This window comes from Planococcus sp. TJ-301, from assembly GCF_058268475.1.
In genome coordinates this window covers 111,875-135,461 of the sequence record NZ_JBZDOH010000003.1, presented here as the reverse complement: position 1 = coordinate 135,461, position 23,587 = coordinate 111,875, and the positions used below count along the sequence as shown (strand labels likewise).

Annotated in this window: 25 protein-coding genes; 19 read left to right on the top strand and 6 right to left on the bottom strand. The window is 48.9% G+C overall.

Annotated elements, in window-relative coordinates; translation table 11 throughout:
* The first annotated feature begins 30 nt into the window (after positions 1 to 30).
* Positions 31 to 1,068 carry a hypothetical protein gene (locus tag AC4EHJ_RS13520; protein ID WP_490976151.1) on the top strand — a complete coding sequence of 346 codons (1,038 nt, stop codon included), beginning with the start codon at positions 31 to 33 and terminating at the stop codon, positions 1,066 to 1,068.
* Positions 1,069 to 1,196: 128 nt separating this feature from the next.
* Positions 1,197 to 2,840, top strand: coding sequence for a serine hydrolase (locus AC4EHJ_RS13515; RefSeq protein ID WP_490976150.1), 1,644 nt, complete (start codon positions 1,197 to 1,199; stop codon positions 2,838 to 2,840).
* A gap of 226 nt (positions 2,841 to 3,066) precedes the next feature.
* Here AC4EHJ_RS13515 and AC4EHJ_RS13510 read toward each other — a convergent pair whose 3' ends face one another.
* A complete protein-coding gene (locus AC4EHJ_RS13510; RefSeq protein WP_006830093.1) occupies positions 3,067 to 3,267 on the bottom strand; it encodes a cold-shock protein in 201 nt (66 codons plus the stop codon).
* A gap of 238 nt (positions 3,268 to 3,505) precedes the next feature.
* Between AC4EHJ_RS13510 and AC4EHJ_RS13505 the strand changes: the two genes are divergently transcribed.
* From AC4EHJ_RS13505 to AC4EHJ_RS13455, 11 genes are all read left to right on the top strand, one after another.
* Positions 3,506 to 4,024, top strand: coding sequence for a P-loop NTPase family protein (locus AC4EHJ_RS13505; RefSeq protein ID WP_490976149.1), 519 nt, complete (start codon positions 3,506 to 3,508; stop codon positions 4,022 to 4,024).
* 86 nt (positions 4,025 to 4,110) lie between these two features.
* Positions 4,111 to 4,824 (top strand): hypothetical protein, encoded by a 714-nt coding sequence (locus AC4EHJ_RS13500; protein ID WP_490976148.1) that lies wholly within the window; start codon positions 4,111 to 4,113, stop codon positions 4,822 to 4,824.
* 221 nt (positions 4,825 to 5,045) lie between these two features.
* Positions 5,046 to 6,536 carry a UDP-N-acetylmuramoyl-L-alanyl-D-glutamate--2,6-diaminopimelate ligase gene (locus AC4EHJ_RS13495; RefSeq protein WP_490976147.1) on the top strand — a complete coding sequence of 497 codons (1,491 nt, stop codon included), beginning with the start codon at positions 5,046 to 5,048 and terminating at the stop codon, positions 6,534 to 6,536.
* 94 nt (positions 6,537 to 6,630) lie between these two features.
* Complete coding sequence (fumC, locus tag AC4EHJ_RS13490; RefSeq protein WP_490976146.1) at positions 6,631 to 8,013, top strand: class II fumarate hydratase; 1,383 nt, start codon at positions 6,631 to 6,633, stop codon at positions 8,011 to 8,013.
* A 281-nt stretch (positions 8,014 to 8,294) separates the two neighbouring features.
* Positions 8,295 to 8,957, top strand: a complete 663-nt coding sequence (locus AC4EHJ_RS13485) for a Dph6-related ATP pyrophosphatase (RefSeq protein ID WP_490976145.1) — start codon at positions 8,295 to 8,297, stop codon at positions 8,955 to 8,957.
* Between the two features lie 5 nt (positions 8,958 to 8,962).
* Entirely contained in the window at positions 8,963 to 9,958 is a 996-nt protein-coding gene (locus tag AC4EHJ_RS13480; RefSeq protein WP_490976144.1) for a GNAT family N-acetyltransferase, read from the top strand.
* Positions 9,959 to 10,021: 63 nt separating this feature from the next.
* Complete coding sequence (locus AC4EHJ_RS13475; protein WP_490976143.1) at positions 10,022 to 10,519, top strand: DUF2243 domain-containing protein; 498 nt, start codon at positions 10,022 to 10,024, stop codon at positions 10,517 to 10,519.
* Positions 10,520 to 10,523: 4 nt separating this feature from the next.
* A complete protein-coding gene (locus AC4EHJ_RS13470) occupies positions 10,524 to 11,318 on the top strand; it encodes a cytochrome c oxidase assembly protein (RefSeq protein ID WP_490976142.1) in 795 nt (264 codons plus the stop codon).
* A 132-nt stretch (positions 11,319 to 11,450) separates the two neighbouring features.
* Complete coding sequence (locus tag AC4EHJ_RS13465; protein WP_490976141.1) at positions 11,451 to 11,909, top strand: CopY/TcrY family copper transport repressor; 459 nt, start codon at positions 11,451 to 11,453, stop codon at positions 11,907 to 11,909.
* A 19-nt stretch (positions 11,910 to 11,928) separates the two neighbouring features.
* Positions 11,929 to 14,388: a heavy metal translocating P-type ATPase gene (locus AC4EHJ_RS13460; RefSeq protein WP_490976140.1), complete on the top strand. Its 2,460-nt coding sequence runs from the start codon at positions 11,929 to 11,931 to the stop codon at positions 14,386 to 14,388.
* 26 nt (positions 14,389 to 14,414) lie between these two features.
* On the top strand, positions 14,415 to 14,696 hold the full coding sequence (locus AC4EHJ_RS13455; RefSeq protein ID WP_490976139.1) for a glutaredoxin family protein: 282 nt from the start codon (positions 14,415 to 14,417) through the stop codon (positions 14,694 to 14,696).
* Between the two features lie 38 nt (positions 14,697 to 14,734).
* On the opposite strand, the gene AC4EHJ_RS13450 is transcribed toward AC4EHJ_RS13455, so the two are convergent.
* Positions 14,735 to 15,781: a glycosyltransferase gene (locus AC4EHJ_RS13450; protein WP_490976138.1), complete on the bottom strand. Its 1,047-nt coding sequence runs from the start codon at positions 15,779 to 15,781 to the stop codon at positions 14,735 to 14,737.
* 204 nt (positions 15,782 to 15,985) lie between these two features.
* Here AC4EHJ_RS13450 and AC4EHJ_RS13445 point away from each other — a divergent pair, with 204 nt between their 5' ends.
* Positions 15,986 to 16,684, top strand: a complete 699-nt coding sequence (locus AC4EHJ_RS13445) for an ABC transporter ATP-binding protein (protein ID WP_490976137.1) — start codon at positions 15,986 to 15,988, stop codon at positions 16,682 to 16,684.
* On the top strand, positions 16,674 to 17,945 hold the full coding sequence (locus AC4EHJ_RS13440) for an ABC transporter permease (RefSeq protein ID WP_490976136.1): 1,272 nt from the start codon (positions 16,674 to 16,676) through the stop codon (positions 17,943 to 17,945). The genes AC4EHJ_RS13445 and AC4EHJ_RS13440 overlap by 11 nt, the downstream gene beginning before the upstream one ends.
* A gap of 197 nt (positions 17,946 to 18,142) precedes the next feature.
* On the opposite strand, the gene AC4EHJ_RS13435 is transcribed toward AC4EHJ_RS13440, so the two are convergent.
* Entirely contained in the window at positions 18,143 to 18,697 is a 555-nt protein-coding gene (locus AC4EHJ_RS13435) for a hypothetical protein (protein WP_490976135.1), read from the bottom strand.
* A 57-nt stretch (positions 18,698 to 18,754) separates the two neighbouring features.
* Positions 18,755 to 19,309, bottom strand: a complete 555-nt coding sequence (locus AC4EHJ_RS13430) for a M15 family metallopeptidase (RefSeq protein WP_490976134.1) — start codon at positions 19,307 to 19,309, stop codon at positions 18,755 to 18,757.
* 102 nt (positions 19,310 to 19,411) lie between these two features.
* On the opposite strand from AC4EHJ_RS13430, the gene nfsA reads away from it, so the two are divergent.
* From nfsA to AC4EHJ_RS13410, 4 genes are all read left to right on the top strand, one after another.
* Complete coding sequence (gene nfsA / locus AC4EHJ_RS13425) at positions 19,412 to 20,143, top strand: oxygen-insensitive NADPH nitroreductase (protein WP_490976133.1); 732 nt, start codon at positions 19,412 to 19,414, stop codon at positions 20,141 to 20,143.
* 11 nt (positions 20,144 to 20,154) lie between these two features.
* Complete coding sequence (locus AC4EHJ_RS13420; RefSeq protein WP_490976132.1) at positions 20,155 to 20,769, top strand: NAD(P)-dependent oxidoreductase; 615 nt, start codon at positions 20,155 to 20,157, stop codon at positions 20,767 to 20,769.
* Between the two features lie 24 nt (positions 20,770 to 20,793).
* Positions 20,794 to 21,516, top strand: coding sequence for an alpha/beta hydrolase (locus AC4EHJ_RS13415; RefSeq protein WP_490976131.1), 723 nt, complete (start codon positions 20,794 to 20,796; stop codon positions 21,514 to 21,516).
* A 112-nt stretch (positions 21,517 to 21,628) separates the two neighbouring features.
* A complete protein-coding gene (locus tag AC4EHJ_RS13410; protein ID WP_490976130.1) occupies positions 21,629 to 22,048 on the top strand; it encodes a hypothetical protein in 420 nt (139 codons plus the stop codon).
* Between the two features lie 53 nt (positions 22,049 to 22,101).
* Here the strand turns inward: AC4EHJ_RS13410 and AC4EHJ_RS13405 are convergent, their stop codons facing one another.
* On the bottom strand, positions 22,102 to 22,356 hold the full coding sequence (locus AC4EHJ_RS13405) for a hypothetical protein (protein WP_490976129.1): 255 nt from the start codon (positions 22,354 to 22,356) through the stop codon (positions 22,102 to 22,104).
* Positions 22,353 to 23,510 (bottom strand): class I SAM-dependent methyltransferase, encoded by a 1,158-nt coding sequence (locus AC4EHJ_RS13400; RefSeq protein ID WP_490976128.1) that lies wholly within the window; start codon positions 23,508 to 23,510, stop codon positions 22,353 to 22,355. Before AC4EHJ_RS13400 ends, AC4EHJ_RS13405 begins: the two co-directional genes overlap by 4 nt.
* Positions 23,511 to 23,587 lie beyond the last annotated feature (77 nt).

The window sequence follows — 23,587 nt, the reverse complement described above, 5'->3', positions numbered from 1 at the left end:
ACTATTAAAAGTAATAGAAGGAGGGATAATATGGAGGAAATCAGATTGAATTGTGCTTTATTGAGAAAACGGGTCCCCAATTTAACAACGGCTGCAAAAGAGGCCGGGATTCGATCTGCGACTGTATCAAACCTTTGCACCGGTAAAATCGATTTGGGGAAAGCGGAAGTCAAAACGCTGGTAGGCCTTGCAAAATTGGCGAATTGCACAGTTGATGAATTGATCATTCGAGGGGAGAAGATGAAAATGATTGAAACGCAGATTAAAGCATTTGATTTTTTCGCACCGCTAGTCAAAGGCGGTACAACGGGGATTGTGGCAAGACCCGGAATGGGGCAGCTCGTCATCATCGCAGAATTGCTGCATCGCTTCAAAGGATCAGAGCTTAAAACTGTGTATTGGATGCCTGAAAGCCTCCATCCGGAACTTGAAGGCATCGTGGAGCTGGCAGACCATGCAAGCAGCTCGGTCACAGAAACCTTGGATCTTTTAAAGCGATACGGAGACAATGCAGTGCTCGTCACCGATAAAGGGCGCATCGATGCAGGACAATTATTCGAGCTGCAGGACGGCTTGCAAGGGCAAGCCGTAACGACGCTATTGGTAGATCTTTCCGGCGAAGTGGTTGACGATGATTTTCCGTTCGGTCCGCTGGAAACGCTGTGGCAATTAGATGCGGATTTGGCGGCGCGGCATCAATACCCTGCTTTAAGTCCGCTGCAGTCAGCTTCCTCAATTCTCGAAGAAGCAGAGGTGAGTGAACGGCATCTGCAGCTTCGTCAGCGTGTACAAAAAACTTTACGCCGTTACCGTGAATTGCGTTCAATCGCGGCAGCCCATGGAATAGAGCGGATTCCACAAAGCGAAAGGGAAATCTATCACAGAGGCGAGCGGCTTGAAGCGTATTTCACCCAGCCTTTGTTTGTAGCAGAAGAGTTCAGCGGGAAAAAAGCGGCATCGGTTTCGCTGCAAGAAACATTGGCTGGAGCGGAAGCGATTTTGGCTGGGGCGGCTGACGGCCGAGACTTGTCAGAACTGCAATATACTGGAGCATTAAAAGGGGCATGATGCTCCTTTTTTTATTGTCCGAAAGATGGGATTAGCGCGAGTCCGACAACGGGATGGCCAGAATAGTTTAATGTAAAAAGAGGAAAAATGGATAAACATTCGGTATGCTAATAGCAAGAGGTGATTTCATGTTCAAGAAAGTGACCTTATTTACAGACCGATTAGAAGAAATGAAGGGATTTTACGAATACCAGATGGGATTCCGGATTGTCGAAGAAGACAATGGCAGCTTCACATTGGCGATTGGCAGCTCCACCTTGATCTTTAAAGAATCGGAGCGGAAAGCTGTCTACCACTTTGCATTCAATATTCCCGGCAACCAGTTCACGTTAGCCAAAAGCTGGGCTGCTTCGAGGGTTGCGCTGAACCGGCAGGAAGGCATGGACGAAGTTTTCTACGCCAACTTTAATGCCGACGCCTTCTACTTCCAGGATCCCGGGGGCAATGTCGTTGAATTTATCGGCCGTCGGAACGTTGACCGGATGGGCGACTTCACGATAGACTCCTTGCTCAACATCAGTGAAGTGAGCATCACGACGCCGTTCGTTGAAAGGGTCGGGGAGCAGTTGGAGGATATGGACATTCCGGTGCGCGGCAATAAAGGGATTGAAGCGAAAGCATTGAATTTTCTCGGGCAAGGCGATGCTTTCATCCTGCTGGTGGCTCCAAAGCGTGTATGGTATTTTTCAAAGCAAAAAAGCGAGGTTCATCCATTGGCAATTGAGCTGGTGGATGGGCGCCAGATTGAAATTGACGGAGAAGGGCATTTTTTGGAGACGCGCCCGTCCAAGCCTGTTGAAGAAGAGCTTGAGAACATACGGTTTTCGGGTGTTGTTCTGCTGAAAAAAAATCAGCTTTGGACGATTGCTAAAGGCTTTGCAGATCGCGCAAATGAAAGGCCGAATTCGCTGGGCACCCGTTTTGCCATCGCATCTGGCTGCAAAATCTTCACGGCTGTGGCGATATGCCAATTGGTTGAAGAAGGGAAGCTTACTTTTGAAGACCGCCTGTCGTCATTGCTGCCGGAAGCATTTCCTCATTTCGATGTGACACTGCATCAATTGCTGACACATACATCTGGAATTCCGGATTATTTCGATGAAGAGCAAAACGGCAGCTTTGAAGGGCTTTGGGAAACACATCCGATGTATTTGATGAAATCTGCTTCGGATTTCATACCCCTTTTCCATAAAAAAGAGATGCTTTTTCAACCGGGCGAACAATTCCAGTATAATAACGCCGGCTTTATCGCTCTAGGACTGGTAGTTGAGAAAATGACAGGGCAGCCGTTTACAGAGGTTGTAGAACAACGGATTTTTGGGCCGGCGGGCATGGCAGGCTCCGGGTATTTCAGCCTTGACCAACTGCCTGCTGAAACGGCTTATGGCTACATTGGTGAAGCCGACTCCTGGCGGACGAACCATTATGCGGTTCCAGTTAAAGGCGGACCGGATGGCGGCGCTTTCGTAACAGCGGGGGACATGATTTTGTTCTGGGAGCGTTTAATGGACGGGTCGCTGGTGTCCGAGGAGATGCTTGCTACGATGCTTAAGCCGCATGCATCGAGCCGTTACAATGATTATGGCTACGGCGTCTGGATTTCGCGTGACGGCAAGCGAAAATACTTTGTCACTGGAGGGGATCCGGGCGTCAGCTTCCAGTCAGCCTATTATACTGAAACTGGAGCTATCCTTGCTGTGTTATCCAATCACAGCGAAGGAGCAGATGAAGCGAGGAAACTTGTTGAACGGTCATTGATTGAACAAAAATGACACCGGTTATCTAATTTAAAATGGGGTGAAGGCATGGAAGGGAAAAAAATAGCGATTTTTATCGTTGGTGGAACATTGCTTGCGATTATTCTGATTTTTTTAGGGTTCCAATGGTATTTTCAAATGAATCCAACGCAATAAAAAAGCGCAGCCCTTAGGCTGCGCTTTTTTGATGAACCAAAAAACAGGCTCTTCCGAAGAAGGGCCTGAAATAGGTAGCTTAGAATTAAGCTTTTTGTACGTTAGTAGCTTGAAGACCGCGTTGGCCTTGCTCGATGTCGAAAGTTACTTCTTGACCTTCGTCAAGAGATTTAAATCCTTCGCTTTGGATAGCTGAGAAATGTACGAATACATCGTCGCCGCCTTCGCGTTCGATGAAGCCAAATCCTTTTTCTGAGTTAAACCATTTTACTTTACCTTGTTCCATGTGTGTTTCCTCCTCGTATGCGTGAGCATACATTGTATTACTATCCTTGCTCAAATCTTGCAGATGGACATCTGACACTTTATAAAAAGTTATCCGAACAAAAATAATTCTTCCTAAGAATAACATGGGTTTTTACATATTGCAAGCCAAATGATGAAATTGTATAATTTACTCTTTACATTCTGTACGGAAAACCGCACGGAATATGCGGTAAAGCGCGAAAAGGAGGCCTTGAAAGATGAAAAAAATAATTGTTGCTGGTGTATCTGCGGGAGTTGGGAAGTCAACTTTTGCCGCAAAGCTTGGAGAAATACTGGAACTGCCTGTCCACCATCTCGATGCCTATCATTGGAAGCCGGGCTGGGTAGAAGCGGAAAAGGAAGAGTTTCGGTTAGTGCAGCACAATATCGTCAAAAGGGAGCGCTGGATCATTGAAGGCAATTATTCTTCAACTTTCGATATTCGCATGGCTCAGGCTGATACTTTCATTTATTTGGAGTTGCCGCTTCGGGTATGCCTGTACCGTGTCTTAAAGCGCTGGCTGTCGAATATCGGGAAAACCCGGCCTGACATGGGGGAAGGCTGCCCGGAAAAGATGGAATGGGAATTTCTCAAGTTTATCGTGACGACCTATGCAGCGCGAAAAGTGAAAATGCGCAGCAGAATGCGCAATTTCCTGGAAGCTCGCGATGGCAATAAGGTGATCTTGTTATCTGGCAAAAAAGAAATAGCGGGTTTTCTGAAAACAGTAGATTAAGGAGCCAACCGCTTGAAAAAAGGCAAGATGATTTTTCGGGGACGTGCTATTCTTAAGGTATAAATTAGACGATTAGGAGAATGGCCATGACGCATCTATATGAAGGGACTATCATAAACCAGCAATTGCATGAAAAGCAGCCAATGTATATGAAGCGGCTGTATTTGGAGGACTTGCCGATTATCGAACAAGTCCAAAAGAAGGTCATTGACTCGCTGCCGGATAAAGCGGTGCTGCAGCCACTGACGACAGAAGAATTCCTCTTCATATTGAACGAACGCGGGTTGCTGGTCGGTGCATTCGCCGAAGGGCAATTGATCGGCTTCAGGGCGCTGCTCATTCCGGAAATCGATGAGGAGCATCTAGGCTATGACCTCGGGCTGCCGGCGGAAGAATTGCCGCATGTCATCTATCAGGAAATTTCGGTGGTGCTGCCCGAATACCGCGGCAATAGGCTCCAACAGAAATTGGCGGAAGTGATCATGGAAGAACTGCCGAAGATGGAAGAGCAGTTCCGATATGTTTGCTGCACTGTGGCCCCGATGAATATTCCGAGCCTCAAGGATAAGTTTTCCCAGCATATGCACATTGGCGCCTTTAAAGAGAAATATGATGGAATGCAGCGTTACATCCTGGTTAAGGACCTGGAAAACCCTGCTCCTAAATACACGGACCATACGGCTGCCAAAATCGATGACTTGGAGACTCAGAAGTTATTGCTCGAAGAAGGCTATGCAGGAATCGGCTTTCTGGTCACCAAAGGCTATTATGAAATTCAATTTGCAAAACCTGTTCTTTAATGCAAAGCCGGCAATAAGCGATAATGCTTTTTTGCTGGTTTTCTAATGGGTATTTTTGTAAGTTTGTCTGAATGAAATTGATTAAGACTATGGAATCACAAATAATTATAGAAGTAGGGAAGAAACGGTTTGCGGTAGGGAAGGGAAATGATAGAATAATGTCATGACTATATTGGAGGGAATTTCAAAAAACGCATTAATTCTATACTAAGAGGTGTCCAATGAATATACAATTCGACCATATTCCGGAGTTTTCAATCATTGATCAGTTTGGTCCTGAAAAGCAGGAGATCAGTTCGATTGTATATAATTCCGCAGACGCGGCAGAACGCGCGGCGTTCTTTTGCGTAACTGGAGAAAATACAGACGGCCATCTTTACATCCCAGAGGCATTGGAAAAAGGGGCATCGGCGATCATCGGCTCCGATTTGGCGGCGTTGTCAAAATACGTTCCGCTTTATCCAGACGTTTCGTTTGTCGCAGTAGCAGATGTGCGCCATGCGCTTGCACACGCTTCAATCCTTTTTCACGGCAGATCTCAAGACCGGTTGATCAAAGTCGGAGTTACTGGAACTAATGGGAAAACCACAACAGCCACATATGTTTATAACCTATTTAATTTGCTCGGGATAGCTTGCGGGTTCATCGGCACGACAGGCGTCTTTAATTCCGATGGAAAATTCCCGTATAAAAAAAGCACCCCCACAACACCGATTTCTTCGGATATCCATCAGATTTTTTCACAATTGGCTTCTCACGGCGACCAAGCGGTTTCAATGGAAGTTTCGTCGATTGCACTGGACCAAAAGCGTGTGGAAGGCATCAATTTCGATGTAGCCATCCATACCAATATTTCCGAAGAGCACCTGGAATACCACAAAACATTCGAACATTACCTGAAAAGCAAATTGTTGTTGTTCAGCCAGGCGAAAAATGCCGTCATCAATTTGGATGATAAAGGAATGGCGCAGGATATTTTAGCGGTGGTTAATTATCCTGGCCTGACCTACAGCCATTTTGAAGATTCAGGTGCGGATCTGATCTGGACGAGGCTTGAAGGCGCAGGAATGGGAATGCGCTTCGACCTTATTTACAAAGGAAAGGTCTTTGATGTGCAGGTGCCGCTATTCGGTGAATACAATGCGGCCAATTTGACGGCTGCTATCGGAGCAGCTCTATTGTCCGGCGCTCCAATGGAACAAATCATTTCAGTGCTGCCAAGAATGCCGCAAGTGGAAGGCAGATTCCAGATGATTGCAGGCCCGGAAGGCCGAAAAATCATTTTGGATTATGCGCATACACCAGTCGCGCTGGACTTGGTCATGCGCGAAGTGAAGAAGTTGCCGCATAAGCGTTTGATCACGCTTATCGCAGGCATCGGCATCCGTGATTTTGGGAAAATGCCGAAAATGGCAAAAGCGGCCGAAGGAAAGGCGGACGTCATTATCGTCACGGTCGACCATCCCGACTTCAACAACCCGGACGACGTCGTCAATGAAGTGCTTAAAGGATTCACTGTCCCTTACAAACAGCAAGTTGTGCCAGTTCCTACCCGCCGTGAAGCGGTAGTGGCCGCATTGCGCGCGAGCGGCCCAGATGACATTATCCTCTTGTCGAGCGGCTGCATCAATGGGGCTCAGAAGATACGCGGGGAGTTTGTGCCGCATTCAGATGAAGAGATTATCGAAAGTTATTTCCAAGGGCTAAAATAGCTTATTTCACTGCGGAAAATCACTTTTTCCTGCCATCTTGTGTTTATATATAGAAGAGAAGCTTTATAAACGACTTTGAATTGGAGTGAATGGAATGCAATATCGTACAGAGAAGGACACGATTGGTGAAATTCAAGTAGAAGCGGACAAAATGTGGGGAGCTCAGACTCAGCGCAGCGTCCAAAACTTTGCAATCGGCACAGAGCGTATGCCGCATGAAGTCGTTATGGCCTTTGCGGAACTGAAAAAAGCGGCTGCTAAAGCGAACCATAAATTGGGCAAACTTTCTGAAGCGAAGATGCAAGCGGTCAGCGCAGCGGCGGATGAAGTGATTGCAGGCAAATGGGACGACCATTTCCCGCTTGTCGTATGGCAGACAGGAAGCGGTACGCAGTCCAATATGAACATGAACGAAGTATTGGCGCGCCGTGGAAACGAAATCCTGGAGGAACAATCGTCAGAGGAAAAACTCCATCCCAACGATGATGTGAACATGTCACAGAGTTCGAATGATACATACCCGACAGCAATGCACGTGGCGGGTGTCTTAGCGGTAACGGAAAACCTGATCCCGGCAATCCAAAAATTGAAGGCGACGCTTGATGAGAAAGCGCAGAAATTCAATGATGTCATCAAAATCGGCCGTACGCATCTGCAAGATGCTACGCCATTGACATTGGGCCAGGAAATCAGCGGCTGGAGACATATGCTTGAAAAGAGCGAACGTATGGTGCGTGAAAGCGTAGAACATATGCGTGAGCTTGCCATTGGCGGAACGGCTGTAGGAACGGGCATCAACGCGGATCCGACATTCGGTCCATCGGTCGCTGACTTCATCAGCGAATCTGTCGGCACGAAATTCGTTTCAGCAGAAAACAAATTCCATGCATTGACGAGCCACGATGAAATGGTTTATACGCACGGCGCCATTAAAGCGCTTGCGGCTGACTCAATGAAAATCGCAAACGATATCCGTTGGCTTGCCAGCGGACCTCGCAGCGGCATCGGCGAAATCACAATCCCGGCCAACGAGCCAGGAAGCTCGATCATGCCTGGGAAAGTCAACCCGACACAAAGCGAAGCACTGACGATGGTAGCGGCGCAAGTAATGGGCAACGATGCGGCAATCGGATTCTCTGCAAGCCAAGGGAATTTTGAATTGAATGTTTTCAAACCGGTTATCGCTTATAACTTCCTGCAGTCTGTGCGCTTGTTGACAGACAGCTTGATCAGCTTCAACGATCATTGCGCAGTTGGCATCGAGGCGAACCTGGATGTCATCCAGAACCACGTAAGCAACTCGTTGATGCTGGTAACGGCATTGAATCCGCATATCGGCTATGAAAAAGCTGCTGCAATCGCGAAGCAAGCGCATAACGATGGATCGACTTTAAAAGAATCCGCAGTGAAAAGCGGCCATTTGACGGCTGACCAATTCGATGAATGGGTCCGTCCGGAGAACATGGTTGGAAACTGAATATAGGAAAAGGGCTGTCGAGATATTCTCGATAGCCTTTTTCATTTGTTAAGGTGATTTGGATACCGATATTTCGCAAATAGCTCCGCTAAAACACATGCTCCTGTCCATGTCTCTGCATCGCTGCGCTAGCTTTGAGACATGAAAGTGAGTTGAAGCGCAGTGAAAAGGCAATAAGTAGCTTCTTAACAGTCTCAAAACAGAGTTTCCCGCGCAGGGTTTTATTCGGCGGGCGTCGAAGTAGGTAGCGGAAAGAACAATCAGAACAAAAGAGGTGCATTATGCAAAAAACATTTATGATGTCGTGGAGCGGCGGGAAAGATTCAGCTTTAGCGTATTACCGGGCAGTGGTGGCCGGCAATGTGCCGCTGGCGCTGTTTACGATGTTTGAACCGGACGGGGTGCGGTCGCGGTCGCATGGCCTGCCGTTGGAAGTCATGGAAGCACAGGCCGAACGGATGGGATTGCCGCTTGTCATCGGCAAAGCGGATTGGGCGGGATACGAAGAAGAATTTATTCGCCAGCTAAAAAGCTTTAAGGCCCAAGGAATCGATATGGGCGTCTATGGCGATATCGATTTGGAAGATCATTTGCAATGGGTGCTGAAAGTGAGCGCGGAAGCAAATATGGAAGCGAGCCATCCGCTGTGGCAGGAGCCCCGCAAAGATTTGCTGCTGGAATTGGTGAGAGCGGGTTTTAAGGCAGTCATTACCGTAGTGGATACGACGCGGATGGATGGGGCATTTCTTGGCCGGGAATTCACGGAAGAGCTGATCGGTGAACTGGAAGCGATCGGCATTGATCCTTGCGGCGAAGAAGGCGAATTTCACACGGTGGTCATCGACGGACCGATTTTTGTCGAAGCGGTGCCGGTCAGACTCGGCGATAAAGTGATAAATGGAAATTACCATATGCTTGATGTGAAACTTCAAACCAAGGAGTGAGGGCAATGATTCAGTTTATGGGAATGGAAGAAAAACATATTCGCCAAATGGCTGTGCTGCTGGCGAAAAGGCAGGAACGCGAACGCAAGGCTTTCCCTTATCTGCCTGCGCGTTTTGAAGAAATCGATGAAGCGGAAAGCGTGATCCGCAAAATGCTGGAACGTCCTTATGTCGGCGGCATTGTCGCAGTCCGTGGCATCGATGTTATCGGTTATTTGCTTTACGAGTTCAAGGAAAGCGCTGAACGTGGGCGCTACGTGTGGATGGGCTACGAATCGATTGCAGTCAGTGAAAATGAGCATCCCCGGCTGGTAAGGCTTCTTTACGCTGATGCCGGTGCGGAATGGGTGAAAAATGGCTATTTCCATCATGCATTGATGGTGCCGCTTGCGGAACAAAAATTACTGAATGAATGGCTCGATCAGTCGTTTTATTTTGAACAAAAATACGCGCTGCTGCCGCTGGATAAATACGAACCGAAAGAAATTGCGCCCCAACCGCCGCTGAAGATCCGTCGAGGCACCCCGGAGGATGTGCAGTTGTATAAGAAGATGGCTTTGTGGAACAGCATCCACCAAACGGCTGCGCCATCCTGGAACCCCATCACGAAAGAAACGATGGAAGAAGTGAAAAAGGGTTATGAGGAACTGTCGGAAGAAGAGAATTCCTATGTCTGGATTGCTGAACAGGGAGAGCAGGTAGCGGGATTCCATGTTTATTACAAAGACGGCGATCCATACAATCTGGTCATTCCTGAAAAATGCATCGAGCTGCCAGCAGCATCGACCAACCCAAATCTGCGGGGGCGGGGAGTGGGCAGGACGATGGCCGACCATTGCTTTGCGGAATTGCAGAAAGACGGCTTCGAGTATATTTTTGCCGACTGGCGCACGGCCAATCACCTGGCTGCTTATTTCTGGCCGCGTCTTGGGTTCGAGCCGGTCATGGTGCGGATGTCGCGCCAAATTGACCCGCGCATTGCCTGGGCGCATGGCCAGTGAAAGAGTTTGAAGATTTTCCGGAAGGGTATTTTTTAGAAATCCTAAAGGAAAGAAGGAGATTTGATGGAGGTCCAGTCGGAACGAGTAGAGGCGCATAATTCTGGAGAGTTTCGCACGGAATACGCTTCTCGTAATCTATTGTCAGGGCTCCTGTTCGGCATCGGAGGGATGGCGTTCGTGGATGAAGTGATTTTCCACCAATTGCTGCAATGGCATCATTTCTACGATTTATCGACTCCGCGCGTTGGGATATTTGCCGACGGATTGTTGAATTCGTTTGCCTGGTTTGCGGCAATTGGCGGGTTGTTCCTGTTTGCGGATCTCAGAAGGCGCAGCGCTGTATGGATGAAAAGATGGGTGGCTGCGGTTTTCCTAGGATTAGGGGGCTTTCAGCTGTTCGACGGCATCATCGATCACAAAGTCTTACAAACACACCAAATTCGGTATGGTGTTGAGTTGCTGCCGTATGATCTGGCGTGGAATCTTTTTGGAGCGGTTTTAAGTGTTATCGGTATTGCCCTTTTGAAGCAGTCGAAAAAATCCGCGGCGAAAGAAGGGTGATAGAATGGCAGTACATGACCATGCCGAGCCGATTTTCGGAGGGTTTGAAGCGGCGGCATTTGTGATGCTTGCCGCACTTTTCGTTTTGTATCCGTTAGCTGCTTTTATGACAGGCAGAAAATATAAGAAATGGCCGCTTCACCGGTATGTCTTTTGGGATGCTGGGCTAGCGGCGATTGCAGCCGTGCTGTTAGGGCCGCTTGCTGAACTGGCACATTCGAATTTCAGGGCGCATATGGCGGCACATTTATTGCTTGGAATGTTGGCACCGCTGCTGCTGCTTTACGCAAAGCCGATATCATTGTTATTAAGGACACTGAGCATCCCTGCAGCTAGAAGGCTGTCCCGGTTATTGAAAAGCCGGCGGTTACAGCTTGTCAGCCATCCGGTGACCGCGGCCTTCTTGAACATCGGCGGATTATACGTGCTTTACTTGACGGGCCTTTTCGAAGCGATGCATGGGTCGGAATGGCTGTATGCATTCATCCATCTCCACGTTTTTTTAGCAGGTTATCTGTTCACAATGTCCATCATTTATGTCGATGTAGCCCCGCACCGCTCTGGCTTCATCTTGCGTTCGGCAGTCTTGATTCTCGCGTTGGCCGCGCATAAAATCCTGGCAAAACTGATATACGCTACACCGCCGGATGGTGTCGGAAAAGCGGATGGTGAGGCGGGTGCGCTATTGATGTACTATGGCGGAAATGCCATAGACTTGGCTTTAATCATCATCCTTTGCTATCAATGGTACCGATCGGCCGCTCCACGGGAGAATCCACAGCTTGATTTGCTGAAATGAAAAACTGCGTGTCCGTTCTGAAATCCCAGAATGGAAACGCAGTTTTTTTTTTAGAAAAAGTGCTTGACAATAAATGATTACAAATGTAAACTAAAATAAATCGATTACAAATGTAAACGAAGGAGGATTTTCATGATGATAGAAGAGAAAGTGGAAATTACAGACGCTGAATGGGAAATCATGCGCGTCGTCTGGACACTCGAGCAAGCAACCAGCAAAGAAATCATTGAAGTGCTCCAGGAAAAGAAAGACTGGAAACCGGCAACGACGAAAACGTTTATCGGACGCCTTGTAAAAAAAGGAATGCTGCTGGCAGTATCGCAAGGCAATAAATTCATTTATTCAGCCGGCATCAGCGAAGAAGGCAGTGTGAAAAGCGCTACAGACCGGTTATTCGGCCAAATTTGCAGCCGTGCAGCCGGCAAGACAATCGCCGACATGATTTCAAAAGCACTGCTCAGCCATGAAGATATCCGGCTGCTGCAGTCAGCGTTGGACGCGAAAAAAGGCGAAGCCGTAGATACGGTTCCGTGTAATTGTATTCCTGGCCAATGCAAATGCAAAAAAGACTACAATATAAATTGCCATTAAAATGTAAGGAGTTGAGAGCGTGATGGAAAAAACATTGAATGTAGAAGGCATGACCTGTGCGGCGTGCGCAAAAGCCGTTGAAAGAGCGGTTAATAAATTGCCGGGAGTAGACGAATCGAACGTCAATTTAGCAACTGAAAAAGTGAAAGTCGTGTATGACGAAGCCGCTGTTTCTGTGCAGGATATCCGGGATGCTGTCGAAAAAGCCGGGTATAAAGCCAGCACCGACAGCGTAGTGAAAAGTTTTGTGATTGAAGGCATGACCTGTGCTTCCTGTGTGCAAGCCGTTGAAAGAGCGACACGCAAACTGCCGGGAGTGGCCGAATCGAACGTCAATATGGCCACCGAAAAAATGGTGATCCGCTATGATCCATCAGTCCTGGCCATCTCGGATATAAAAGCGGCGGTCAGCGACGCCGGCTACGAAGCGCATGATGATGAAGCGGCAATCGATTCCGCTGATGAAGACCGGGAAAAAAAGCAGCAGCACATAAAAGAGATGTGGAGAAGATTCTGGATGTCCGCGGCTTTGACCGTACCGCTGCTGCTCATCTCAATGGGGCATATGTTCGGAATGCCGTTGCCGGCAATCATCGATCCAGAGATCAACCATACGAACTTTGCGATGATCCAGCTGCTTTTGACCATTCCGGTGATGATACTAGGAGCGAAATTCTTCACAGTCGGATTCCGCACGTTATTTAAAGGACATCCGAATATGGACTCGCTTATCGCGTTGGGAACGAGTGCAGCATTTATTTATAGCCTGGTTGTTACGGCATTCATGTTTGCAAGCGACGAGCACGCTGCCGATAACCTGTACTACGAATCAGCTGCAGTCATTCTGACACTGATTACCTTAGGGAAATATTTTGAAGCCTTGTCAAAAGGCAAAACGTCAGAGGCTATCAAAAAATTGATGGGCATGGCGCCAAAATCCGCTGTCGTCTTCAGAGACGGCGAAGAGCGCGAAATCTCTGTCGATGAAGTGGAAGTGGGAGACATCGTCCTCGTTAAGCCGGGTGAAAGAATGCCGGTGGACGGAATCGTTACAGAAGGCCACACTTCCGTCGACGAATCGATGATTTCCGGTGAAAGCTTGCCAAGCGACAAAGCCCCGGGAGATGCCATCGTCGGAGCGAGTATTAACAAGAATGGTGCAATCCGCTACCGTGCGACGAAAGTCGGGAAAGATACGGTACTCGCACGGATTATTAAATTGGTGGAAGATGCACAGGGATCGAAAGCGCCGATTGCCCGATTGGCGGACATCATCTCGGCTTACTTTGTGCCAGTCGTCATCGTTTTGGCATTGATTTCAGGTCTGGTCTGGTATTTCGGCGGACAGACGGCTGTTTTTGCACTGACTATCACGATTTCCGTATTGGTCATCGCCTGCCCATGCGCACTTGGCCTCGCGACGCCGACAGCCATTATGGTCGGCACCGGGAAAGGTGCAGAGCATGGCGTGTTGATCAAAAGCGGTGAAGCGCTGGAAACCACCCATAAAGTACAAACAATCGTATTTGACAAGACAGGAACCATCACAGAAGGAAAATTGAAAGTAACTGATATCGTGTTGGCTGACAGCACATTAACGGAAGAACAATTGCTGGCGCTTGCGGCGTCCGCTGAAAAAGGTTCTGAACATCCTATTGGGGAAGCAATTGTTGAAGCAGCAGTTGAAAAAGAGCTCGTCCTTGCCAAAGGCGAGTCATTCAAGGCGATTCCAGGCCACGGCCTAGAAGTCGAGATAGATGGGCGTAAAGTATCGATCGGCAACCGGAAATTGATGGGCATGCAAAACATTTCGCTCAGCGCCCTATCAGAGGCAGCCGACAATTTGGCTGGTGAAGGCAAATCGTTGATGTTCATCGCTTCAGAAGGGAAGCTAGCTGGCGTGATTGCAGTAGCGGACACGATTAAGGAATCGAGCACATTGGCAATCCGCAAGCTGCAAAAGATGGGCATCGAAGTCGCTATGCTTACGGGAGATAATAAGCTTACCGCTGAAGCAATTGCTAAACAGGTTGGAGTGGACCGTGTCCTCAGTGAAGTTCTGCCTGAGGATAAAGCGGATGAAGTGAAAAAGCTTCAAGCGGAAGGCAAGATTGTGGCGATGGTCGGAGACGGCATAAACGATGCTCCGGCATTGGCACAGGCGGATGTTGGCATTGCGATCGGCTCCGGTACCGATGTAGCAATGGAATCAGCGGATATCGTGCTGATGAGAAGTGATTTGATGGATGTCTTGACTGCGGTGGATCTGAGCAAATCCACGATCAAAAACGTAAAACAAAATCTGTTTTGGGCTTTCGCTTATAATATTCTTGGCATTCCAGTGGCAATGGGAATCCTCTATCTGTTCGGAGGCCCGCTGCTGAGCCCGATGATTGCCGGCGCTGCAATGAGTTTCAGTTCAGTTTCGGTATTGATCAATGCCTTGAGGCTTAAAGGCTTCAAACCGGCGGTCGCCTAAACAGAATTTGATGGAGGGGATAGAAAATGGGCAAAGCAATGGAAATGGTACTGTATACGCGCCAAACCTGCAGCGACTGCCAGGATGCAAAGTCCTATCTCGCGTCCAATGGCATTTCCTACGAACACAAGGATGTCGGAGCGGAGCCGGAATTGGAGAAGGACATGAAAGAGATTTCGGGCAGCCGCATCGTACCGTTGTTCGCTTTCTATAAAAAAGACCTGTTCGGAAAGCGCAGGCTGGACCGCCATTTTATTGGATTTGAAGAAAATAAGGAAGAGCTCAAGCGCTTGTTAGAGCTCGCATAAGCAAAAGACCGCTGTTCCCTTATGGGCAGCGGTCTTTTTTAGTCTTTGCGGAATACCCAGGCACGCTGGGCGACAAATCCGAAAACGAATAACACGGTGTCAACCATCACTTTCAGAATGATTTCTCCGCGGCCAAGCCATTCAGCATAGAGTAGATGGACAGAAGCGGCAGATACAAGCATGATAAAACCGGCCAGCATGTAATAGCGGTAAAATGACTGGCGGCTGCCTTGTTTGAACACTTTGTTGCGGTTGATGTAATAATTGAACAGCGACGACAGCACACGTGCTGCGATGGTCGCGAAAATGATGAACAGCTCGGGAGCTTCGTCGCGCAGCAGCTGGATGAAAATCCAGTAAAGCCCGATATCCAGCACGAACGAAGCGGCACCGGAAATGCCATAAAGCAGGAACACTTTATAAATATGGAATGAATCCCTGAGTGGATTAAAATGCGACGATTTATTGGCATCAAGGTAGACGGTTTGGATGCTGACTTCTGAAATCGGAATGTAGTTTTTCTTCAATGCGGCCAAGACGTTCATCTCGTATTCAAAGCGCTCGCCGAGAACGCCTAGCAGCCGGGGCAAGTATTTGACCGGTATGCCCCGAAGTCCGGTCTGGGTATCGGCCAGCACGGTTCCGGTGGACAGCCTGAACAGCAGGCGGGTGAAACGATTGCCGAAACGGCTCCGGAAAGGCACTTCCTTATGGTCGAAATCCCTTGCGCCAAGAACGACATGGTTCGGTTCTTCGGCCATTTCCCGGCTCAGTTTAATCATATCCGAAACTAGATGCTGGCCGTCCGCATCAGCAGTGATAATGGCGTCGAACGGCAATTGTTCATTGAGTATGTAATGGAATGCGGTTTTAAGGGCGCGCCCTTTCCCTTGGTTTGCGGCATGCCGCAGTACAGTGGTTTGCGGAATGTAAAGAAGGGAATCGAAAAAACCGGCATATGCGGGACCGCTGCCGTCATCGACGACGATGACGTGCGGAAAACCGGCAGCAAGGATGTCCTGAATCAAGTCGAGGCAATTGCTGCCTGGTTTATATGCTGGAATCACAACAGCAATGTGTTCCATATGCTTGGCCCCCTTTGCGAAATATATGCATATGCTGCGGCGATTCCGCTATATATAAGGTTTTATATGACTAAATACTTAGTACTCCATTACCCTTATTCCGTGGCTCTTACTCTATTCTTAAGGAATTCTTCAGAAAAGGCAGTACTGTTTGTTAAGATTTTCCTCTTATACTAAAGGCAGGAAGTAGAAAGGGGCATAAAAATGATTGAAATTAACATGCTATCCCATTCTTTTGCTATTGGCAAAAAAGGGGATGAACGCAAAATTCCTGTACTGGAAGGGATTACGCTTCACGTCAAAAAAGGGGAGATTGCCGCTATTTTGGGGAAAAGCGGTTCCGGCAAGTCGACGCTGTTGAACATTCTAGCTGGTTTCATGGCGCCTGAATCAGGAGCGGTTGAAGTCGGGGGGCAAGAAATCACTTCGCTGAAAGAAACAGAAATGGCAGATTTCCGGCTGAAGAATTTCGGCTTCGTCTTTCAAAGCTTTCAATTGATGCCGGGGCTGAATGCCTTTGAGAACATTGAACTGCCGTTGAAGATAAAAGGCATGAAAGCGCCGGAGCGGAGAGCGGCGGTGGAAAAATTGGTGGCGGAAGTCGGTTTGTCAGAAGTCGCCGGGCATTACCCGAATGAGCTGTCAGGCGGCCAGCAGCAGCGCGTCAGCATTGCGCGCGCGTTGATCACCAATCCGCCGGTTATTCTGGCGGATGAACCTACCGGAAGCCTCGACTCTGAAACAGAACAGGAAATACTGGACTTGATCCGTACGCTTAACCGCGACCTAGGAGTAACATTCGTGATCATCACCCATGATGATGAAGTGGCAGGAATTGCCCATCGCCAGTATCAGCTGCATGATGGCAAATTGGTGAAAGGGGGACAGCGCCGTGCAATTTAAAGATCAGCTCGGGTTTATCGGGCAGCACATGAAACGCAATAAATTGCGGTTAACAATGACCATACTAGCGGCAACAATGGGCTGTGCTTTTCTGATTGTCCTGGCTTCGGTCGGATTCGGCCTTCACAAAACCTTGTCGGATGATATCTTGCAAAACCGTACAGTGACCAAAATTGAAGTGCCCGGCAAAGAAGAGTCGGACAGCGCGATAACGGCCCAAGAAGCTGAAGCGATGCGCGAAATTCCACACGTCAAAGCAGTAGCTGAACGGAGCCGGCCGCAGGCTGAAGGGGAGGCCCGCTTGGGTGAGCGCAGCGCATATGCTGATTTGGTATTTGTCCAATTTGGAAACGAAGAAAAGGCAGGGCTCGCTTTATCGGAAGGCGCGATGCCTTCAACGGAAGGGGAAGTGCTTGTAGGGTATCATTTTGCAAGCTCACTATTGATCCAGGAAGAACAGGCCAACGCTGCGGAAGGGGAAGAGTTGGCTGGTTTTGCCGGCAGCTTAATCGGCCAGACTTTTGAAATTGAGCTGAAGCCGTATGAAGGAGAAGGAGAGCCTGTTGTCTGGGAATTCACGGTAGCGGGAGTTACGGAAGAGCCGGCAAAAGACTGGATGATGGACAGCTCGATTTATGCAGATGAATCATGGAGCAAAACCATTGCGGAAGGCTTGGGAACCGAAGAGCCCCCGCGTGAAGTGCTCGTTTATGCGGACGAATTGCAGTATGTAGAAGGCATTACTGAAAAGCTGAAAAGAGACGGCTATTATGTCTATTCCGTTACGGAAGAGTTGGGTTCGATGAACATGTTCTTCACGCTATTGAAAGCAGGTTTGATTTTTGTCGGCACAATTGCAATTTTGATCGCTTCGATCGGGATTTTCAATACGATGACGATGGCTGTGACAGAGCGCACGCGTGAAATTGGCGTCATGAAAGCGATTGGCGCACAACCGAAATTGATTCAGCGCCTATTCCTTATGGAAAGTGCCGCAATCGGCATCATTGGCACCGTCCTGGCAATCATCATTGCCTATGGCATTAGCATGCTAGCGAACTGGCTAGTGCCGATGATCGTCATGAGCTCGCTTGGCGAAGAAGAGACGGGGGATTTCAACATCTTAATTTCCGTTATTCCGTGGCAGCTGGTCGCTATTTCAGCCGCCATCAGCATCGGGGTCGCTATGGTTTCAGGCTGGCGTCCGGCGCGCAAAGCGACGCAAATCGATGTGATTCAAGCCTTGCGCCAGGAATTGTAGGTGCTGCAGACGGGAAATGCAGCTGCTGCAAATAAATCAAGTTGTGTTGCATGTTACGAGCCATTTGCTGCAAGTGATTCCGGTTTGTCGCAGGTAAAGTGGCAGATTCTATAAGTAATTAAGAATTTCCCAAAAGCAATGCAGCTGCATCCAAAAAAACCCGACCGATTCCCTTGGAATCGGTCGGGTTTCTCATTCTATTCAACAATTTTGAAACTGATGGCGGCGTGGATATCGTAATCAGTCTTGTCCGCTTCTGGATTCCCGGTAAAAAAATTGGCCGACCCATCCACTTCGTAGAATCCTTCAGGAAACTGGCCGTCCATCACTTTTTTGATAAACTCCCGATACTCCTTCGGGTCTTCTTCCGAGTAGCCGCCACTTCCGCGGTAGTCTTCACGAAGCGGCTCTCCTTTAAAGAGTGTCGTCATGATTAGCGGTTCGTTCATGGGATAAGGGATTTCGAAATTTCGTGTTTTTTCGTGCAGGAGAAAATAGAATGGTGAAGCGGCGTGATAAATGTCGATGCTTTCCTGCTCTCCCGTATACTCCAATTCTGCATACATGCTGATTGGACCGCCCGCTTCGAACGTATCGCTCTCCGCGGTAAGGCGATAGATGAACTCGCCCTCCGTGGTTTCGGCAACAGGCGTTGTCTTAGAGTCCTCGACCTTTGCGCCCGAGTTTCCCTGCGCACCGCATCCTGCCAATAACATAAAGCCGATCATTAAAAGAAACTGTGTTTTTCGCATTCGGCATCGCCCCTTTACTGTATAAGACGAAGCAGCCGGGAGAGCGTTACAAGGGAACTAGTTGGTGACGTCTTCTGGTCGGTAGCCGTCTTGCAGTTCATTGATTGACAAGCCGAACGTCATTTCGAGATGCGGGTAATCTTTGAATCGCCGCCAATCGCCTCCCCATGAAAACCCGAGCTCCTTGCCGATTGCGGCCACTTCGAACCAGTCGCTTCGGCCGTTGCCATTCGCATCGCGCTCAATGTCCCAAACGACGCCGCCGTTGCCGTCCCGCAAAGCAAAATCAATGGCAAGCCCGTAATTATGATACGAACCGCCGCCTTGCACTTGTGTCACAACATTGCCCGGAGCACTCCGCCCCTGGGCATGCAGACGGTCTTGTTCATCGCGCGAGCGGAACCCATCGGTGATGATGATGTCGATGCCGGCTGCTGAAGCCAGGCGAATGAGTTCGTCGCGCTTTTCTTCGATTATGGGATGCAAGCCCGAAGGCATCGGGCGTTGCTTTAATTCTTCGCGAAACTCCATTTCCCTTTGAATCCATATAAATGAAAAACCGCCAAGGACCAATAAAAAAAGAACGGAAAAAGCGGTTTTAAGCTGTTTCAATCGTTTCACCCCTCTTCTTTTATTGTACCAAAAATCGTCGCGAGGGTATCTGCTGAAAGTTTTTGATAGGATAGAGGAAAGACTGGAAAGGGGCAATGCAGGATGGTTATTGAATTGATGAAATCCCACGCGTCAGTGCGTGATTACAAAGAAAAGCAATTGAGCCGGGAGGAGCTAAGCGAATTGATCGAGGCTGCCCAGCATGCGGCAACTTCTCATTTTGTGCAAGCGTATTCGATTGTTTGGGTGACGGACCGGCACAAGCGCAAGAAGCTCGGCGAATTGTCCAAAAATGCGAAGCAAATGGAAGGCGCTGGAGCAGTGCTGTTGATGTGCGCTGATTACAACCGCTTGAAGCATGCTGCGGAACTGCAGGGCGGATCGATTGTCTTCGACCAAGCGGAAAACCTGATTGTCGCCGTGACGGACGTCGGGCTGTTGGCACAAAATCTGGCGCTTGCAGCGGAATCGAAAGGCTACGGCATCTGCTATATCGGCGGCGTGCGCAACAATATGGAAGCGATCAGCGACTTGGTCGGCTTGCCTGAAGGCGTTTTTCCTGTTTACGGGCTGACGCTCGGTGTGCCGAATGAAGCCAATGAAGTAAAGCCGCGTTTGCCAGTGGAAGCGATTTTGCATGAAAATGACTACGACGAAGCCAAATACAGCAGCTTATTGCCGGCATACGATGCCACTGTTCAGAACTATTACGAAGCGCGCAGCACGAACCAGAAACAAGCGACGTGGACGCAGCAGATGGCGCAGTTCCTGAGCAAGCCAAAGCGTCCGGACATCAAAGACGTGCTGGCGAAAAAAGGCTATCATTTTAAATGAGGGGGATACCTATGGAAATCGCGATTTTCGGTGCGACTGGCCGTGTCGGCGGACAGATTCTGAAGCAGGCCCTTGCTGATGGCCACTGCGTCAAAGCGCTCGTGCGCGCAAAAACACTACAAGCACATCCGAATTTAGAAATGATTGTCGGCGATGTGCGCAAATTTGAAGACGTCGAACGCGTGGTTGCCGGCACTGGAGCAGTTTTCAGTGCAATCGGAACCGACCGCACAACAACGCTTTCGGAAGCTGCACCATTGATTGCGGAGGCGATGGAAAAGCACGGCGTTCACCGCATCATTGCAATCGGCACAGCGGGCATCCTTGACAGCCGGCTGTCGCCGGGGTTGCTGCGCTATCAAGGCGGCGACTCCAACCGCAAATTGACGTTTGCGGCGGAAGAACACGAAAAGATGTACCGCGAGCTGGAAAAAAGCGCTTTGGACTGGACGGTCGTATGCCCGACCTACCTTCCGGACGGCGAAGCACGCGGCAATTACCGCACAGAAGAGGGGCTGCTTCCAGAAGGCGGCAAGGAGATCACGGTGGGTGACACGGCTGCTTTTGCCTATAGCTTGCTCGAGCATCCGGAATTCATGCGGCGCCGGGTAGGCCTTGCGTATTAAAGGGACAGTGAGGAGCTGGAACTTATGGTGAAATGGAGCGTCCGGCTGTTGCTGGCAGCTATCGCCTTGCTTTTGGCGGCAATTGCCGGTTTTATGATTTATGCACAATTCGATTATGGACCAAGTGCGGAACTCAAAGAACGCGTGGATGTTGATGCGCTCGAACGGGACGAATCCGGCCTTATTTTCCGGCCGGAAAAAACGAACGGCAAAGGTGTCATTTTGTACCAAGGAGCGAAAGTGGAAACTGCTGCATACGCCTATCTGGCTGAAAAATTGCAATCGGCAGGCTACACGGTATCCATACCGGACATGCCGCTGAAATTTCCAATCCTCGCTGCGGGCAAAGCTGACGAAGTGATCGCAGCCCATCCGGCAGTCGAAAAATGGTTTATCGGAGGCCATTCCCTTGGCGGTGTAGCCGCTGCCCAGTATGCTGAAGAACATCAGGACGAGCTCGGAGGCCTTTACTTTCTGGCGTCTTACCCAATCGGCGATTTTGCGTTGAGCGATTTGCCGATGCTGTCTGTGTCTGCGGAAAACGACGGCTTGACGGTTCCGCAAGACATCAAAGAGCGTCAGATGCTGTTCTCAGCCAACAGTGAATTTGTCGAGATAGCTGGAGGCAATCATGCCCAATTCGGCTTATACGGTGAGCAGGAAAACGATTTGCCTGCTGACATCGGCCCGTTTGAGCAGCAAGACCAGGTGGCCGAGGCTTTACTGGACTGGATGGCCAATAAATAAAGGGAACTGTTTTGCTAGGTTTGATTTTCAAGGCTGAATCCTTCTTGCGCACGCATAATGCCCATCGAAAAAGGGAATAAGGCAGTAAATGATATTTACTGGAGGGATTTCCATGACGGAGCTTTTGGACAAAGAACAAGTGCTGATGGCGTATTACGCCCAATATTACCGCGGTGCTTCATTAGACGAAGTGAAGGGGCTGGACGCCAAGCTTTCTGAAGGATTGGGCGAGGAGCACTACGCGGAATTGATGAAAGAATTGATCGATGAAGGCTTGGCCATCGGCATTGAAGAAGTGGAAAAGCGGGAACAGCAAGGTGTTCCTGCGCCTATGGCCACAAATGAAGGGATGCTCTACATAAACAACGTGTTGAATCTCCAGTCTGACGCAGTTGAAGAGCATCAGCTCGATTATCTCCAAAACCATCTGGAGACAAGCGGATTGGAATTGACGTTGGAACCCGTCAAAAGTTTTATCCTGGAAACCATAGATAAAGAAGCGGATGAAGAACCTAATTCCAATCGCCCTTGAATCGGAGCGCATAAAAAAACCGCCTTTCCACAAATGGAAGGCGGTTTTTGCGTTTACAGACCCAAGACGAAAAATGCCAGAAAGATGGTGAGTACGACGATTGTATTGGTAATCGCCGCGGTACGTTTGGAAACCGGTTCGTCAAGTGACGGGACCCGGTCAACTACTTTCATCAAGACGAAAATAAGGGCAGCGGTGAGCAATAAAGTCACCAAGAGATTCATATCATATACCCGGACATCGATAAAGCGGATCAAGACGACCGAGAAGGCGAGGACCATGCCGTTGACAAGATTTTTCCGTTTCATAGAAGCTCCTTTAATTCGTTTTCAAGAAAAGGTGTTGCGGAAAGCAGTCCAGTAAATTCCTTGTAACGCTGGAATTGGCCGGCCGCCGGTTTGCGTCCAGTTTTATAGGCACGGATCAAAATGTTCTTCGGGGTATGCTCAATATCGATAAACTCCATCAATTGCGTTTCATAGCCGACAAGCGACAGCAGTTCTGCGCGGATGGAATCAGTCGCTAGTGCGCTGAACCGCTCTTTGATCAAGCCGTGCTGGAGCATAAGCCCGAGTTCCGGCGCGTCGATTTGGCTGTTCAGTTCATGTTGGCAGCAAGGGACGCTTAAGATGACTTTGGCGTTCCACTTCACGGCACGCGATAAGGCCATATCCGTAGCCACATCGCAAGCGTGCAGCGTTACAACCATGTCCACAGCCGATTCCTCGTTGTAATCGTTGATGTCGCCGACCAAAAACTCAAGCTGGCTGTATGAAAGATCGTCGGCGATGCGCTGGCATTCTTCAATGACTTCCTTTTTCAAGTCAAGTCCGGTGACACGCAGGTCGAGCCCTTTTTCAACACGCAAATAATGATACAAGGCAAACGTCAAATACGATTTTCCGGAACCGAAATCGAGAATCCGCACCGCCCGGTCTTTTGGAAGGTGGTCAAGCGCATCATCGATAAACTCGATAAAGCGGTTGATTTGGCGGAACTTATCGTATTTTTGTTTTTTTACGGTGCCATCCGGGTTTTGGACGCCGAGGCGCACCAGGAATGGATAAGGGGTGCCGTCCTCAAGCAGATAGTGTTTTTTGCGGTTATGTGAAAGCTCAGCGGATTTTTCCGCCGTCCCTTCAGCTTTCCAGGAAACTTTGAACTTTTTCGACAATTGAAGTTGCACTTTTTCTGCCGTGAACTGTAAGAGTCCTTGCCGAAAATCTTCGAACAAAGACTCAAGTTTCGTTGCCGCTTCATCCACAGACAGGTTTTCATGCTTCAATATATGTTCATACTGATATTCGAATTGGATGAAGTATTGATTTTTGATTTCCACAGGCTTCAGTTTAATGCGTTTGATGTCATTTGATTTTAAGCGCGGCTGGCTGATTGTGCCGGCTACCAATTCTCTCCGGCTGATGCGGACTGACAATTGTTCGTTCATAGTTTGGATGTCCATTAGATTTCCTTTCGTTGCACATAATGCTTCCATTTTATCATGGCTGGCTGGAAAAGTGCGATTGGAGCGTTCAGCAA

Excerpts from the sequence above, each read along its gene's own strand:
- AC4EHJ_RS13520 (WP_490976151.1), top strand. The coding sequence starts at position 31 with ATGGAGGAAATCAGATTGAATTGTGCTTTATTGAGAAAACGGGTCCCC.
- AC4EHJ_RS13515 (WP_490976150.1), top strand. The coding sequence starts at position 1,197 with ATGTTCAAGAAAGTGACCTTATTTACAGACCGATTAGAAGAAATGAAG.
- AC4EHJ_RS13510 (WP_006830093.1), bottom strand. The coding sequence starts at position 3,267 with ATGGAACAAGGTAAAGTAAAATGGTTTAACTCAGAAAAAGGATTTGGC.
- AC4EHJ_RS13505 (WP_490976149.1), top strand. The coding sequence starts at position 3,506 with ATGAAAAAAATAATTGTTGCTGGTGTATCTGCGGGAGTTGGGAAGTCA.
- AC4EHJ_RS13500 (WP_490976148.1), top strand. The coding sequence starts at position 4,111 with ATGACGCATCTATATGAAGGGACTATCATAAACCAGCAATTGCATGAA.
- AC4EHJ_RS13495 (WP_490976147.1), top strand. The coding sequence starts at position 5,046 with ATGAATATACAATTCGACCATATTCCGGAGTTTTCAATCATTGATCAG.
- fumC (WP_490976146.1), top strand. The coding sequence starts at position 6,631 with ATGCAATATCGTACAGAGAAGGACACGATTGGTGAAATTCAAGTAGAA.
- AC4EHJ_RS13485 (WP_490976145.1), top strand. The coding sequence starts at position 8,295 with ATGCAAAAAACATTTATGATGTCGTGGAGCGGCGGGAAAGATTCAGCT.
- AC4EHJ_RS13480 (WP_490976144.1), top strand. The coding sequence starts at position 8,963 with ATGATTCAGTTTATGGGAATGGAAGAAAAACATATTCGCCAAATGGCT.
- AC4EHJ_RS13475 (WP_490976143.1), top strand. The coding sequence starts at position 10,022 with ATGGAGGTCCAGTCGGAACGAGTAGAGGCGCATAATTCTGGAGAGTTT.
- AC4EHJ_RS13470 (WP_490976142.1), top strand. The coding sequence starts at position 10,524 with ATGGCAGTACATGACCATGCCGAGCCGATTTTCGGAGGGTTTGAAGCG.
- AC4EHJ_RS13465 (WP_490976141.1), top strand. The coding sequence starts at position 11,451 with ATGATGATAGAAGAGAAAGTGGAAATTACAGACGCTGAATGGGAAATC.
- AC4EHJ_RS13455 (WP_490976139.1), top strand. The coding sequence starts at position 14,415 with ATGGGCAAAGCAATGGAAATGGTACTGTATACGCGCCAAACCTGCAGC.
- AC4EHJ_RS13450 (WP_490976138.1), bottom strand. The coding sequence starts at position 15,781 with ATGGAACACATTGCTGTTGTGATTCCAGCATATAAACCAGGCAGCAAT.
- AC4EHJ_RS13445 (WP_490976137.1), top strand. The coding sequence starts at position 15,986 with ATGATTGAAATTAACATGCTATCCCATTCTTTTGCTATTGGCAAAAAA.
- AC4EHJ_RS13435 (WP_490976135.1), bottom strand. The coding sequence starts at position 18,697 with ATGCGAAAAACACAGTTTCTTTTAATGATCGGCTTTATGTTATTGGCA.
- nfsA (WP_490976133.1), top strand. The coding sequence starts at position 19,412 with ATGGTTATTGAATTGATGAAATCCCACGCGTCAGTGCGTGATTACAAA.
- AC4EHJ_RS13420 (WP_490976132.1), top strand. The coding sequence starts at position 20,155 with ATGGAAATCGCGATTTTCGGTGCGACTGGCCGTGTCGGCGGACAGATT.
- AC4EHJ_RS13415 (WP_490976131.1), top strand. The coding sequence starts at position 20,794 with ATGGTGAAATGGAGCGTCCGGCTGTTGCTGGCAGCTATCGCCTTGCTT.
- AC4EHJ_RS13410 (WP_490976130.1), top strand. The coding sequence starts at position 21,629 with ATGACGGAGCTTTTGGACAAAGAACAAGTGCTGATGGCGTATTACGCC.
- AC4EHJ_RS13405 (WP_490976129.1), bottom strand. The coding sequence starts at position 22,356 with ATGAAACGGAAAAATCTTGTCAACGGCATGGTCCTCGCCTTCTCGGTC.
- AC4EHJ_RS13400 (WP_490976128.1), bottom strand. The coding sequence starts at position 23,510 with ATGGACATCCAAACTATGAACGAACAATTGTCAGTCCGCATCAGCCGG.